This window comes from Streptomyces sp. NPDC042346, assembly GCF_055581845.1.
In genome coordinates, this window is sequence record NZ_JBVJEH010000001.1 from 1,192,181 (window position 1) to 1,205,824 (window position 13,644).

Sequence of the window (13,644 nt, forward strand, 5' to 3'; positions counted from 1 at the left end):
GGGCCTTGGGGGCTTCCTCGACGACCGGCTCGGCGATCGGCTCGGCGACGGGGGCCTCGGCCACCGGCGCCTCGGCGGTCACCGGCGAACCGGTGGCCTTGCGGACCGCACGGCGACGGCGCGGGGCGGGAACCTCGGCCGTGACCTCGGTCGTGACCTCGGCCGTGACCTCGACGGTCTCGACCACGGGCGCGGCGACGGCCTCGACGACCTGCTCCGCGACGGCCTTCTTGGCCGTACGGCGGCGCGGGGCCTTCTTCGGCTCCGCCGGGGCCTCGACAGGGGCCTCGACGACCGGGGCGGCGGGCGCCTCGGCGACCGGAGCGTTCCGCAGGGCGGCCGCGGCGGTCTCGACCGTCTGGAAGGAGACGGTGTCCTCGACCGGACGCAGCACACGAGGACGGCGACGGCGCGGTGCCGGGGCGGCCTCCTGGGCCACGGGGGCCGGGGCGACGGGCGCGGCCGTCACGGCCTCCGGACGGGCGACACGGGCACGGCGACGGGGAGCCTTCGGCTCCTCGGCGACGGGCGCCGCGGCGGCCTGGAAGACCGGGGCGGTCTTGACGACCGGCGCGGCCTGGACAGCCGGAGCCGTCCGCACGACCGGAGCGGACTCCACGACCGGGGCCGCCTGGGCGACCGGCGCGGCGCCGGCGCCGCCCGGACGGGTACGGCGACGGCGACGCGGGGTGCGCGGGCCGGACTCGGCCGGGGCGTCCTCGGTCACCGCGGCGGCCGGAGCGGCCGACACGGCGGCGGCCGGAGCCGTCGACGCCGGGGCGTCACCGAACTCGCTGCCGCCACGGGTACGCCGGCGCTGACGCGGGGTCCGCGTACGGTCCGGACGCTCCTCGGCCTGCTCGGTCCGCTCGGTCCGCTCGGCGGTCTTCGGGCCGCGGCCACGGCGTCCGCCGGGCTCGCCCAGGTCCTCGAGCTCCTCCGCGCCGAGACCCGCACGGGTCCGCTCGGTGCGGGGCAGGATGCCCTTGGTGCCCGCCGGGATGTCCAGCTCCTCGTAGAGGTGCGGGGACGACGAGTACGTCTCGACCGGGTCGTGGAAGTCCAGCTCCAGCGCCTTGTTGATGAGCTGCCAGCGCGGGATGTCGTCCCAGTCGACCAGCGTCACGGCCGTGCCCTTCGCCCCCGCGCGGCCGGTGCGGCCCACGCGGTGGAGGAAGGTCTTCTCGTCTTCCGGCGACTGGTAGTTGATGACGTGGGTGACACCCTCGACGTCGATGCCGCGCGCGGCGACGTCGGTGCAGACGAGGACGTCGACCTTGCCGTTGCGGAAGGCGCGCAGCGCCTGCTCGCGGGCGCCCTGGCCGAGGTCGCCGTGGACCGCGCCGGACGCGAAGCCGCGCCGCTCCAGCTGCTCGGCAATGTCGGCCGCCGTGCGCTTCGTACGGCAGAAGATCATCGCGAGCCCGCGGCCGTTGGCCTGGAGGATGCGGGAGACCATCTCCGGCTTGTCCATGTTGTGCGCGCGGTAGACGTGCTGCTTGATGTTGGCGACGGTCACGCCCTCGCCGTCGGGCGAGGTGGCCCGGATGTGCGTGGGCTGCGACATGTAGCGGCGGGCCAGGCTGATGACCGCGCCCGGCATGGTCGCCGAGAACAGCATGGTCTGGCGCTTGGCCGGAAGCATGTTCATGATCTTCTCGACGTCGGGCAGGAAGCCCAGGTCGAGCATCTCGTCGGCCTCGTCGAGGACGAGGACCTTGACGTGCGACAGGTCGAGCTTGCGCTGGCCGGCCAGGTCGAGCAGTCGGCCGGGGGTGCCGACGATGACGTCGACGCCCTTCTTGAGGGCCTCGACCTGGGGCTCGTACGCACGGCCGCCGTAGATGGCGAGCACGCGGACGTTGCGCACCTTGCCGGCGGTGAGGAGGTCGTTGGTGACCTGCTGGCACAGCTCGCGGGTGGGGACGACGACGAGCGCCTGGGGGGCGTCGGTCAGCTGCTCGGGCTTCGCCCGGCCGGCCTCGACGTCCGCGGGAACGGTCACGCGCTCCAGGATGGGAAGGCCGAAACCGAGGGTCTTGCCCGTGCCGGTCTTGGCCTGGCCGATGACGTCGGTGCCGGTGAGGGCGACCGGAAGGGTCATCTCCTGGATGGGGAAGGGGGTGACGATGCCAACGGCCTCAAGGGCTTCGGCCGTCTCGGGGAGGATTCCGAGTTCTCGGAAAGTCGTAGTCAGGGTGCTGCCTCTTCTGTGGACGCGGTACGAGGCGAACGATGGGGGTCGTACCGTGCCGGGACACCGGCCGGATCGGGAAGATCACAGCCGGGTGGCACGGGACCACTGCCGTCGCTCGAGCGTCGTACCGCTGAGGTGACCCTTCCGCGGGGTCCGCCGGAAGGGCTGTCGGGCCGGAGCCGATCGGGCCACCGACCGGGCATCCTCATTCATGAGTCGGCCCACCGGATACGTCCGAACGTGCGAAAGCATGTCCGCATACTCAGCAGGCGCTTTATCACTGTACCCCGGAATCGCGCATGTGTGTTGGGAGAAAACGTGATGAGGGCACGGTCACACTGACTGACCAGGGCCTTCCCGGCGGCGGGAGCGGGCTATTGTGCGCTCCATGGAGACGCCTGACAACGCCACACCGACCGGGATCGCCGCCGAGGACTGGGCCACGGCATCCGCCGAGCCGCAGTACCGCGCCGCCGTGATCGACCTCCTCGGCGCGCTGGCCTACGGAGAGCTGGCGGCCTTCGAGCGGCTCGCCGAGGACGCCAAGCTGGCGCCGACCCTCGCCGACAAGGCGGAGCTGGCGAAGATGGCCTCGGCCGAGTTCCACCACTTCGAGCAGCTGCGGGACCGGCTCGCCGCCGTGGACGCCGAGCCGACCGCCGCGATGGAGCCCTTCGCCAAGGCGCTCGACGACTTCCACCGCCAGACCGCGCCGTCGGACTGGCTGGAGGGTCTGGTCAAGGCGTACGTCGGCGACTCGATCGCCAGTGACTTCTACCGGGAGGTCGCGGCCCGGCTCGACTCCGACACCCGCGGGCTCGTCCTGTCGGTGCTCGACGACACCGGCCACGGCAACTTCGCCGTGGAGAAGGTCCGTGCGGCGATCGACGCCGACCCGCGCGTCGGCGGCCGGCTCGCGCTCTGGGCGCGCCGTCTGATGGGCGAGGCGCTCTCGCAGGCCCAGCGCGTGGTCGCCGAGCGCGACGCGCTGTCGACGATGCTGGTCGGCGGTGTCGCGGACGGTTTCGACCTCGCCGAGGTCGGCCGGATGTTCTCCCGGATCACCGAGGCGCACACCAAGCGGATGGCCGCACTCGGCCTGGCCGCCTAGGGGCTTGGCGGTTCCTGGTCGTTCCAGGGGCGTGCGGCGCTGTTCACGCCGCCGCTGATCGTCGCAGTCGGCGCGAGGCCGGGCGGATCAGCAGGGAGAGCAGCACCGCCGCGACCGCCACGGCACCGATCAGGGTGGCGAGGGGATGCCCGGGGCCCAGCGCTCCGTGCGTGACGAGCGAGCCGAAGACGCCGCCCACCGCGCCGGTCATGAGGACGGTCCCCCGGGAGGGGAGGCGGTCGGCCAGCCGGTGCACGGCGACCCAGGCCAGGGCGAAGCCGAGCAGGGCGGAACCGAGGGCTTCCAGGAACACGGCGGATCACCTCGCGGGTGCTGCGGGGCGGGTGGTGCGGTCGTAGCCCTTCTACCCCCGGCGCCCGGACGGCAATCCTCCCCGTACCCCCTGACGTGGCCATACGGCCCGATGCCGGGGCGGACGACGGACAGACGAAAGGCCCGGCGGACCGTGACGGTCCGCCGGGCCTTTCCCGTAGATCCGGGACTCAGAGGGCGCCGAAGCCCACCCGACGCACGGCGGGCTCGCCGAGCTCCACGTACGCGATCTTCTCGGCCGGGATGAGGATCTTGCGGCCCTTCTCGTCCGACAGGCTGAGCAGCTGCGCCTTGCCGGCGAGTGCGTCGGCCACCGCGCGCTCCACCTCCTCGGCGGACTGCCCGCTCTCCAGAACGATCTCCCGGGGTGCGTGCTGCACGCCGATCTTGACCTCCACGGCTATGTCCCTCCGAACGGTCAGCGTTGCGCGAATTCCCGCGCCGTACGCTGCACACATTAGCCCGGTGAGGGGACGTGCACGGCTCAGCCGCAGCACGCCAGGAGCGAACAGCCCGCGGGAATGCCCCGGGCAGGGGCTCAGTGGCCCTCGGCGCTCAGCTGGCCGTCGACCGGGTGCAGCGGGAAGCCGGCGATGCCGCGCCAGGCGAGCGAGGTCAGCAGACCCACCGCCTTCTCGCGGGGGATCGCGGACTCGCTGGACAGCCAGTAGCGGGCCACGACCTGGGAGACGCCGCCGAGCCCCACGGCGAGCAGCATCGACTCGTCCTTGGAGAGACCGGTGTCCTCGGCGATGACGTCGGAGATCGCCTCGGCGCACTGCAGGCTGACGCGGTCCACGCGCTCGCGCACGGCCGGCTCGTTGGTCAGGTCGGACTCGAAGACCAGCCGGAAGGCGCCGCCCTCGTCCTCGACGTACGCGAAGTAGGCGTCCATCGTCGCCGCGACCCGGAGCTTGTTGTCCGTGGTGGAGGCCAGGGCCGTGCGCACCGACTGCAGGAGGGACTCGCAGTGCTGGTCGAGCAGGGCCAGGTACAGCTCCAGCTTTCCGGGGAAGTGCTGGTAGAGCACCGGCTTGCTGACGCCCGCCCGCTCGGCGATGTCGTCCATCGCGGCCGAGTGGTACCCCTGGGCGACGAAGACCTCCTGGGCCGCGCCGAGCAGCTGGTTCCGTCGGGCACGTCGCGGCAGGCGCGTGCCCCGAGGGCGTGCTGCCTCTGTCTGCTCGATGGCGCTCACGCGGCCTCCCAAGATTCGATCCATGCGCGCTGTCGCGCCGCGCCGCCATCGTACTTTTGGGTAACCCGGCTGTGCGCGGTGCGAACGCAGAATTTCACGGACCGGACGCCCCGGTCGACAGTCGATTCAAGATTAAACCGAACAAATCAGCGATAGTCGTCCTCGTCGAGGGCGACGACACGCGCCTGATCGGACGCGTCGGCCTCGTTCGCCGACTCGTGCTCGATATGCGTGGGGTGCTCGTCCTCGCGCTGCTGGACTTCGGTGTGCTGCTCGGCCGCGTCGGCCTCGGGGATTTCCTGGTCGAGCACGACGACCTCTTCCTCGGCGAATGTGTCCGGCTCGGTCGGATCGACAGTCATGCGGTTCCTTCCGGCGCGCGGGGTCCGCGGTCCGCTCCGATGGCCCTCCCTTCGAGCGTAGGAGCACACGCGCCCCGCCGCACACGCACTTGTGACGGCACCCACACGCGCCGCCGCGTGATCGTCTCGTAATATTGCGGCCATGTCCTCGACCGAGCTGCCGGAAACCCGGACCGCCGCCGCCCCGCAGGCGTCGCGGATCCGCACCGTACGGGTCGCCGACGGCGAGGAGCTCCGCTCCGTCGCCCTGCCCGGACTCACCCTTACCGTGCGCGCCCGCCCCGGCATCCGCACCGGTCTGCCGCCCGCGCTGTACGTCCACGGCCTCGGCGGCTCCTCGCAGAACTGGTCGGCGCTCATGCCGCTGCTCGCGGACCTGGTCGACGGCGAGGCCGTCGACCTGCCCGGCTTCGGCGACTCCCCGCCGCCCGACGACGGCAACTACTCGGTCACCGGTCACGCCCGCGCGGTCATCCGGCTCCTGGACGCCGGCGGGCGCGGACCGGTCCACCTCTTCGGCAATTCGCTGGGCGGCGCCGTCGCCACCCGCGTCGCCGCCGTCCGGCCCGACCTGGTCCGCACCCTCACCCTGATCTCCCCGGCCCTGCCCGAGCTGCGGGCCCAGCGCAGCGCCCTGCCCACCGCGCTGCTCGCGGTGCCCGGCGTCGCCTCGCTGTTCGCGAAGATCTCCCGGGACTGGACGCCGGAGCAGCGGGTCCGCGGGGTCCTCTCCCTCTGTTACGGCGATCCCGGCCGGGTCTCCGACGAGGGCCTCCGGCACGCCGTCGAGGAGATGGAGCGGCGCCTGGAGCTCCCCTACTTCTGGGACGCCATGGCCCGCTCCTCGCGCGGCATCGTCGACGCGTACACGCTCGGCGGGCAGCACGGGCTGTGGCGGCAGGCCGAGCGCGTGCTCGCCCCGACGCTCCTCGTCTACGGCGGGCGCGATCAGCTCGTCGCGTACCGGATGGCCCGGAAGGCGGCCGCCGCCTTCCGAGGCTCGCGCCTGCTGACCCTGCCGGAGGCGGGGCACGTGGCGATGATGGAGTACCCCGAGACGGTCGCCCAGGCCGCGCGGGAACTGATCGCCGAAGACGGCGGGAGCTGATCCGGGGCGTGGGACGACATAGTCGCAAGGGCTCCGTGCCCTCGGTGCCCGACACCGAACAGCAGCGCGCGGCGGCCGGACGGACGACCCGGACGACGGGGACGGCCGCGCCGGCCGCGGCCGGACCGCCGCGTACGGTGACGGGGCAGACCGGGGGAGCGACCGGGCAGGCCCCGGGGGCGACCGGGCAGGCCCCCTCGGGGACGGGGCGCCGCCGCAGGGCGCCGGGCGGCGGCGAGAGCGTCGCCGATACGCCGGGATACGGAACCCCGCAGTACGGGACGCCGCAGGCACCCCAGCGCGGGACGTCCCCGTACGGGTCGGCGCCGTACGGAACGCAGACGTACGGGGGCGGGTCCTACGACACCCCCGCGCACGGGACCCCGGGAACCCCGGCGTACGGCATCCCCGCCTACGGGACCAGTCCCGTACGGGGCGGGCATCCGCAGCACGACGAGGGCGGCGGCCCGCGTCCTCCCGAGGGGTACGGCCGCCGGCGCGGCTCGCACCGGGCCGCCGCGCCCGGGCAGGACACGTTCGGGCAGGAGGCGTTCGGACCGGACACGTTCGGGCCGGATGCGTTCGAGCAGCAGGACGCGGCCGGATCCGAGCGGGGCGCGTTCATCCCCGGGCCCCGGCGCGGGAGCCCGACCGACCCGGAGGCTCCGGCCGACGGATCGGCCGGCCGGGTCCTCAAGGGCCGCACCCTGACCGGTATCGCGGCCGCCGCCGTCACCACCGTCCTCGCCGTCGTCGTCGCCGGACAGGTCGCCGACCGGGGGGACGCGCCGACCACCACCCGCGCCGCCGACGGGCAGGCCGACCGGGCCTCGGGCGACACCTCCGCCTCCCGCTCCGACGACCGGATCACCCCGTCGCGCCCGGCGACCGCCGCACCCGCGGCCCCCTCGGCGTCCGCCTCGGCCCCGGCGCCGACGTACGAGCAGTTGATGACCCGCCAGTTCCCGATCGACCCGAAGCTGAAGGGCTCCGGCGAGTTCGAGGCCGTGCCGGGCTTCCAGAAGGCACCCGGCAAGGGGCGGCTCGTCCGCTACCGGATCGACGTCGAGAAGGGCATCGGGCTCGACCCCGCGCTCTTCGCCTCGGCCGTGCACAAGACGCTCAACGACGAGCGCAGCTGGGCCGGTCAAGGGGCGATGACCTTCGAGCGGATCTCCACCGGGGAACCCCAGTTCGTCATCACGCTCGCGAGCCCCGGCACCACCGGGGAGTGGTGCCGGAAGTCGGGGCTCGACACGACGGTCGACAACGTGTCCTGCGATTCCGCCAATACCGAGCGCGTGATGATCAATGCGTTCCGCTGGGCGCAGGGCTCTCAGACCTTCGGACCCAAAGCCATGTACGCCTATCGCCAGATGCTCATCAATCACGAGGTCGGACACCGGCTCGGGCACGGTCATGTGAGCTGCGGCACGCCCGGTGCGCTCGCCCCCGTGATGCAGCAGCAGACGAAGTCGCTGCGGATCGACGGAATCGCCTGCCGTCCCAACCCCTGGGTGTATCCCGGAAGTTGATGTTCCGTCTCTTTCGATGATGATCACATGGTGAGACGCGCGTCTCGGGAAACCCTCCCTGCGCGTTGACATCGCTCGTGCGTTCGTTCATATTTCTCGGCATGTCGCACCGTCACGTCGCCTTCGATCGCGCCGCCATTGAGCTGGCGCTCATCGGCGTGACCGGACACGCCGTGGCCGACATTCTCTGTAGCTGACGCCAGCCCGAGCGCTCGTCGGCCTTTCCGTCTTCGCGTACTGCCGACGCCTTTCCGCGCCCGGGTATTTCCCTCCCGCAGGCGCGGCTTCTCCCTGTGCTGTTCCGGTTCTCCGTCCCTTTCTCCGGACGTCGCCGCTCGCCGCTGCCTGCGCGGAATTCCCTTTTCCCCGCCCGCAGTTCTTCGAGAGGTCTTCTCCGATGCGTCAATCGTCCGTCATTTCGCGCCGCGTGGCAGCGGCCGCCGTCAGCATCGTCCTGGCCTCGGGCACCGCCGCCTGCGCGGGACCCGAGGACACCGGCGCCAAGGGAGGCGCCGCCGGCAAGGCGGCCGCCGGCACCCCGCAGAAGGGCGGCACGCTCACCGTCCTCAACAGCGAGGCGCAGACCGACTTCGACCCCGCCCGCCTCTACACCTCCGGCGGCGGCAACGTCCCCTCCCTCGTCTTCCGTACGCTCACCACCCGCAACCGCGAGGCGGGCGCCGCCGGCAGCAAGGTCGTCCCCGACCTCGCCACCGACATCGGCCGCCCCAACAAGGACGCCACCGAGTGGACGTACACCCTCAAGGAGGGGCTGAAGTTCGAGGACGGCACGCCCATCACCAGCGCCGACGTCAAGTACGGCATCGAGCGCTCCTTCGCCGCCGAACTCTCCGGCGGCGCCCCCTACCTGCGTGACTGGCTCGTCGGCGGCGACACCTATCAGGGCCCCTACAAGGACAAAAAGGGCCTCGCGTCCGTCGTCACGCCCGACGACCGGACCATCGTCTTCAAGCTGAAGAAGCCCGAGGGCGAGTTCCCCTTCGTCGCCACGCAGACGCAGTTCACCCCGGTCCCGAAGGCCAAGGACCAGGGCGCGAAGTACGAGGAGCACCCCGTCTCCTCCGGCCCGTACAAGGTCGTCAAGAACGAGAACGACGGCGAGCGCCTCGTCCTGGAGCGCAACGAGCACTGGGACCCGAAGACCGACGAGGAGCGCAAGGCCTACCCGGACCGCATCGACGTCAGGTCCGGGCTCGACGAGGCCGTCATCAACCAGCGCCTCGCCACCTCCTCCGGAGCCGACTCCGCCGCCGTCACCACCGACACCAACCTCGGCCCGGCCGAACTCGCCCAGGTCGGCTTCGACAAGGCGCTCGCCGCCCGCGTCGGCACCGGACACTTCGGCTTCACCAACTACCTCGCCTTCAACCCGAAGGTGAAGCCCTTCGACAACCCCAAGGTCCGGCAGGCGATCTCCTATGCGGTAAACCGCACCAGCGTCGTCAACGCCGCCGGCGGCTCCGCGCTCGCCGAGCCCGCCACCACCTTCCTGCCCGAGCAGAAGTCCTTCGGCTTCACGCCGTACGACCACTTCCCGGCCGGGAAGACCGGCGACCCGGCCAAGGCCAAGCAGCTCCTGAAGGAGGCCGGGTTCCCGAACGGGCTCAGCGTCACCCTGCTGCACTCCACCGCCCAGAACCGCGCCACCAGCCCCGAGATCGCCACCGCCGTGCAGGAGGCCCTCGGCAAGGCCGGCATCACCGTGAAGCTCGACGGCCAGGAGCCCAACTCCTTCAACGAGAAGCGCTGGAGCGTCAAGGACGCGCCCGGCCTCTTCCTCTCCCGCTGGGGCGCCGACTGGCCGGCCGGCGGCCCGTTCCTCGCGCCGATCTTCGACGGCCGCCAGATCGTCGCCAACGGCTCCAACTACAACCACGCGCAGCTGAACGACCCGGCGGTCAACAAGGAGATCGACGAGATCAACAAGCTGACCGACCTCCAGGCCGCCGCCGCCCGCTGGGGCGCCCTCGACAAGAAGATCGGCGAGCAGGCGCTCGACGTGCCCCTCTTCCACCCGGTCTACAAGCGGCTCGTCGGCAAGGACATCAAGAACGTCGTCATCAGCGACTGGACCGGCGTCCTCGACATCTCGCAGGTCGCGGTCAAGTGACCGCACTGACCGGCACACCGCTCGCCGACCCGTCGGCGCCCGTGGCGGGCACCCCCGCCACGGGCGCCGCCCGGCAGGCCTGGCGGCGGCTCCGCACCCGCCCCGCCGCCCTCGTCTCCGCCGGGGTCCTCCTCCTGCTCGTCCTCCTCGCCGTCGCCGCGCCGCTGCTCGCCGCCCTGGAAGGGCAGGACGCGTACGCGTACCACGACGACCTCGTCGACTCGGCCCGCGGCGGCGTCCCGTACGGCTCCTTCGGCGGAGCGAGCGCCGACCACTGGCTCGGCGTCGAACCCGGCACCGGCCGCGACCTCTTCGTCCGCCTGCTGTACGGCGCCCGGATCTCGCTCCTCGTCGCCGTCGGCGCCACCGCCGTCCAGGTCGCCCTCGGCGTCGTCATCGGCCTCGCCGCCGGGCTCGGCAGCCGCTGGGTCGACGGCCTCCTCGGCCGGATCACCGACGTGCTCGTCGCCCTGCCCATGCTGGTCCTCGCCATCGCGCTGACCGCCGTCGTCCCCCGGGACTTCCCCCGCCCGCTGCTGCTGATCCTCGTCATCGGCCTGCTCGGCTGGGCGGGCACCTCCCGGATCGTGCGCGCCCAGACCCTCACCCTCAAGAGCCTCGACTTCGTCGCCGCCTCCCGCCTCGCGGGCTCCGGACGGTGGCGGACGGCCCGCCGCGAACTGCTGCCCGCGCTCGCCGCGCCCGTCATCACCTTCGCCGCGATCCTCGTCCCCACCAACATGGTCGTCGAGGCCTCCCTGTCCTTCCTCGGCGTGGGCGTCACCCCGCCCACCCCGTCCTGGGGGCAGATGCTGTCGACCGCGCAGACCTGGTTCCGCGCCGATCCCGCGTACGTCCTGCTGCCCGCCGGACTGCTCTTCGTCACCGTGCTCGCCTTCACCGTCCTCGGCGACGCGGTCCGCACGGCCCTCGACCCGCGCGAGGCGAGCCGGCTGCGCGTGGGCACCCGTAAGGAGAACTCCCGATGACCCGCTACGTCCTCAAGCGGCTCGCGGGTGCCGCGCTCGTCCTCCTGGCGCTCTCGGTCCTCGTGTACGCCCTCTTCTACGTGGCGCCCGGCGACCCCGCCCGGCTCGCCTGCGGGGAGCGCTGCAACCCCCAGCAGATCGCCCAGGTGCGCGAGCGGCTCGGCCTCGGCCAAGGCGTGGTCACGCAGTACCTGCACTTCCTCCAGGGGGTGTTCGTCGGCCGCGACTACTCCACCGGCACCTCCGTCACCCACTGCGACGCGCCCTGCCTCGGACTCTCGTACCAGAACGACCAGCAGGTCACCCGGCTCATCCTTGAGCGCCTCCCGGCCACCGCCTCGCTCGCCCTCGGCGCGCTCGTCGTCTGGCTCGTCGTCGGCGTCGGCACCGGACTGCTCTCGGCGCTGCGCCGGGGCGGCGCCACCGAACGCGTCCTGACCGTGCTCACCCTCGCCGCGACCGGCACGCCCGTCTTCATCCTCGGGCTGCTGCTCCTCATGGTCGTCTGCGCCTACCTCCAGTGGCTGCCCTTCCCGAGCTACGTCCCCCTCGGCGAGGACCCCGAGCAGTGGGCGTGGAACATGCTGCTGCCCTGGCTGACCCTCGGCTTCTTCGAATCCGCCAAATACGCGCGACTCACGAGGAGTTCGACCCTGGAGACGCTCGCCGAGGACCACATCCGCACCTTCCGCGCCTACGGCGTGGGAGAGCGGGCCGTCGTCACCCGTCACGCCCTGCGCGGCGCCGTCCCGCCGGTCATCGCGGTCAGCGCCGTCGACCTCGGCTACATGTTCGGCGGGGCGGTCCTCACCGAGTCCCTCTTCGGCATCCCCGGACTCGGCAAGACCCTCCTCGACGGGGTGCGCTCGATCGACCTGCCGGTCGTGGTGGGCGTGGTCATGGTGATGGGCGTCGCCGTCGTCCTCGCCGGCGTCGTCGCCGACCTCCTGTACGCCGCCGCCGACCGAAGGGTGGTCCTGACGTGACCTCGCTCAACGAAGCCCCCCTGGTGGAAGTCCGGGACCTCACCGTCGAGTTCGACCGCGCCGGCGACCCCGTACGGGCCGTGGACGGGCTCTCCCTCACCCTCGGCGAAGGCCGCGCCCTGGCCCTCGTCGGCGAGTCCGGCAGCGGCAAGTCCACCGTCGCGAGCGCCCTCCTCGGCCTCCACCGGGGGACGGGCGCGCGGGTCACCGGCTCCGTACGGGTCGGCGGCATCGACGTCGCCACCGCCGGCCCGGCCGAGCTGCGGAGACTGCGCGGCGGGGTCGCCGCGATGGTCTTCCAGGACCCGCTGTCCGCCCTCGACCCCTACTACGCCGTCGGCGACCAGATCGCCGAGGTGTACCGGATCCACGCCGGGGGCTCCCGCCGGGACGCCCGCGCCCGCGCCGTCGAGGTCCTCGACCGGGTCGGCATCCCCGACGCGGCCCGCCGCTCCCGCTCCCGCCCGCACGAGTTCAGCGGCGGCATGCGCCAGCGCACCCTCCTCGCGATGGCCCTCGCCTGCGAACCCCGGCTCCTCGTCGCCGACGAGCCGACCACCGCCCTCGACGTCACCGTCCAGGCCCAGATCCTCGACCTGCTGCACGAACTCCGGCGCGAGACCGGAACGGCGCTGCTGCTCGTCACCCACGACGTGGGCGTCGCCGCCGAGAGCGTCGACGAGGTGCTCGTCATGCGCGGCGGCCGTGAGATCGAACGCGGGCCCGTCGACGGGGTGTTGGGCGCCCCCGTGGAGCCGTACACGCGCAGGCTGCTCACCGCAGTGCCCCGGCTCGACGGGCCGGTGCGGCCCGCCGCCGCCGTGCCCGCCGGCGAGCCGCTCATCGAAGCGGTCGACCTGCGGCGGGAGTTCGGGCGCGGCAAGCGCGCGGTGACCGCCGTCGACGGCGTCTCCCTCACCGTCCACGCGGGCGAAACCCTGGGCGTCGTCGGGGAGTCCGGCAGCGGCAAGACCACCCTCGGCCGCATGCTGGTGCGGCTCCTCGATCCGACAGGCGGCCGGCTCCGTTACGGGGGTACGGAGATCGGCGGCCTGTCGGAACGGGAGCTGCGCCCGTACCGCCGCGAGCTCCAGATGGTCTTCCAGGACCCCGTCGCCTCCCTCAACCCGCGCCGCTCCGTCGGCGAGTCGATCGCCGACCCGCTGCGCGCGGCGGGGGAGCGCGACGAGACCCGGATCCGCGGCCGGGTGCGGGAGCTGCTCGACCGGGTGGGCCTCGAACCCGACCGGTACGAGGCCTACCCGCACGAGTTCAGCGGCGGCCAGCGCCAGCGCGTCGGCATCGCCCGCGCGCTCGCCGCCGAGCCCCGGGTCGTCGTCTGCGACGAACCCGTCTCCGCGCTCGACGTCACCACCCAGGCCCAGGTGACCGCGCTGCTCGCCGAACTCCAGGCCGAACTCGGCCTCGGGCTCGTCTTCATCGCCCACGACCTCGCCGTCGTCCGGCAGGTCAGCGACCGCGTCGCCGTCATGCGCGGCGGCCGGATCGTCGAGCAGGGCACGGTCGAGGAGGTGTACGGCGCACCCCAGGACCCGTACACGCGGAGCCTCCTCGCCGCCGTTCCGTCCCTCGACCCGGCCCACGCGGCCGAACGCCGGGGACGCCGCAAGGAACTGGCCGCTGCCTGACACTCCGTAACCCTCCCGACGCGTACCGCGACAGAACGCGACCGG

The 13,644-nt window shown here is 72.7% G+C and carries 13 protein-coding genes; 8 read left to right on the plus strand and 5 right to left on the minus strand.

What is annotated here, in order from left to right:
• Window positions 1-2,104: DEAD/DEAH box helicase (locus ACZ6K0_RS05720; RefSeq protein WP_469575268.1), on the minus strand; the 2,104-nt coding region annotated here is incomplete at its 3' end.
• 481 nt (window positions 2,105-2,585) lie between these two features.
• Here ACZ6K0_RS05720 and ACZ6K0_RS05725 point away from each other — a divergent pair.
• Complete coding sequence (locus ACZ6K0_RS05725) at window positions 2,586-3,308, plus strand: ferritin-like fold-containing protein (RefSeq protein ID WP_317598878.1); 723 nt, start codon at window positions 2,586-2,588, stop codon at window positions 3,306-3,308.
• Window positions 3,309-3,351: 43 nt separating this feature from the next.
• On the opposite strand, the gene ACZ6K0_RS05730 is transcribed toward ACZ6K0_RS05725, so the two are convergent.
• The 4 genes from ACZ6K0_RS05730 to ACZ6K0_RS05745 form a co-directional block, all read right to left on the minus strand.
• Window positions 3,352-3,621 carry a hypothetical protein gene (locus ACZ6K0_RS05730; RefSeq protein ID WP_376412546.1) on the minus strand — a complete coding sequence of 90 codons (270 nt, stop codon included), beginning with the start codon at window positions 3,619-3,621 and terminating at the stop codon, window positions 3,352-3,354.
• Between the two features lie 190 nt (window positions 3,622-3,811).
• Window positions 3,812-4,039 carry a DUF3107 domain-containing protein gene (locus tag ACZ6K0_RS05735; protein ID WP_030207540.1) on the minus strand — a complete coding sequence of 76 codons (228 nt, stop codon included), beginning with the start codon at window positions 4,037-4,039 and terminating at the stop codon, window positions 3,812-3,814.
• Window positions 4,040-4,179: 140 nt separating this feature from the next.
• A complete protein-coding gene (locus ACZ6K0_RS05740) occupies window positions 4,180-4,839 on the minus strand; it encodes a TetR/AcrR family transcriptional regulator (protein ID WP_376412543.1) in 660 nt (219 codons plus the stop codon).
• Between the two features lie 146 nt (window positions 4,840-4,985).
• Entirely contained in the window at window positions 4,986-5,201 is a 216-nt protein-coding gene (locus ACZ6K0_RS05745) for a hypothetical protein (RefSeq protein WP_024759554.1), read from the minus strand.
• Window positions 5,202-5,343: 142 nt separating this feature from the next.
• Between ACZ6K0_RS05745 and ACZ6K0_RS05750 the strand changes: the two genes are divergently transcribed.
• The 7 genes from ACZ6K0_RS05750 (at window position 5,344) to ACZ6K0_RS05780 (ending at window position 13,599) form a co-directional block, all read left to right on the plus strand.
• Window positions 5,344-6,309, plus strand: a complete 966-nt coding sequence (locus ACZ6K0_RS05750; RefSeq protein ID WP_376412540.1) for an alpha/beta fold hydrolase — start codon at window positions 5,344-5,346, stop codon at window positions 6,307-6,309.
• Window positions 6,310-6,317: 8 nt separating this feature from the next.
• Window positions 6,318-7,844, plus strand: coding sequence for a DUF3152 domain-containing protein (locus ACZ6K0_RS05755; RefSeq protein WP_469227729.1), 1,527 nt, complete (start codon window positions 6,318-6,320; stop codon window positions 7,842-7,844).
• A 101-nt stretch (window positions 7,845-7,945) separates the two neighbouring features.
• On the plus strand, window positions 7,946-8,041 hold the full coding sequence (locus ACZ6K0_RS05760; RefSeq protein ID WP_312846791.1) for an Ms4533A family Cys-rich leader peptide: 96 nt from the start codon (window positions 7,946-7,948) through the stop codon (window positions 8,039-8,041).
• 200 nt (window positions 8,042-8,241) lie between these two features.
• Window positions 8,242-9,975 (plus strand): ABC transporter substrate-binding protein, encoded by a 1,734-nt coding sequence (locus ACZ6K0_RS05765; RefSeq protein WP_469227727.1) that lies wholly within the window; start codon window positions 8,242-8,244, stop codon window positions 9,973-9,975.
• A gap of 41 nt (window positions 9,976-10,016) precedes the next feature.
• Window positions 10,017-10,964 (plus strand): ABC transporter permease, encoded by a 948-nt coding sequence (locus ACZ6K0_RS05770; protein WP_376412677.1) that lies wholly within the window; start codon window positions 10,017-10,019, stop codon window positions 10,962-10,964.
• Window positions 10,961-11,950 (plus strand): ABC transporter permease, encoded by a 990-nt coding sequence (locus tag ACZ6K0_RS05775; protein WP_376412529.1) that lies wholly within the window; start codon window positions 10,961-10,963, stop codon window positions 11,948-11,950. Before ACZ6K0_RS05770 ends, ACZ6K0_RS05775 begins: the two co-directional genes overlap by 4 nt.
• Window positions 11,947-13,599, plus strand: coding sequence for a dipeptide ABC transporter ATP-binding protein (locus tag ACZ6K0_RS05780; RefSeq protein WP_469227724.1), 1,653 nt, complete (start codon window positions 11,947-11,949; stop codon window positions 13,597-13,599). Before ACZ6K0_RS05775 ends, ACZ6K0_RS05780 begins: the two co-directional genes overlap by 4 nt.
• Window positions 13,600-13,644 lie beyond the last annotated feature (45 nt).

Excerpts from the sequence above, each read along its gene's own strand:
- ACZ6K0_RS05760 (WP_312846791.1), top strand. The coding sequence starts at position 7,946 with ATGTCGCACCGTCACGTCGCCTTCGATCGCGCCGCCATTGAGCTGGCG.
- ACZ6K0_RS05775 (WP_376412529.1), top strand. The coding sequence starts at position 10,961 with ATGACCCGCTACGTCCTCAAGCGGCTCGCGGGTGCCGCGCTCGTCCTC.
- ACZ6K0_RS05750 (WP_376412540.1), top strand. The coding sequence starts at position 5,344 with ATGTCCTCGACCGAGCTGCCGGAAACCCGGACCGCCGCCGCCCCGCAG.
- ACZ6K0_RS05745 (WP_024759554.1), bottom strand. The coding sequence starts at position 5,201 with ATGACTGTCGATCCGACCGAGCCGGACACATTCGCCGAGGAAGAGGTC.
- ACZ6K0_RS05725 (WP_317598878.1), top strand. The coding sequence starts at position 2,586 with ATGGAGACGCCTGACAACGCCACACCGACCGGGATCGCCGCCGAGGAC.
- ACZ6K0_RS05765 (WP_469227727.1), top strand. The coding sequence starts at position 8,242 with ATGCGTCAATCGTCCGTCATTTCGCGCCGCGTGGCAGCGGCCGCCGTC.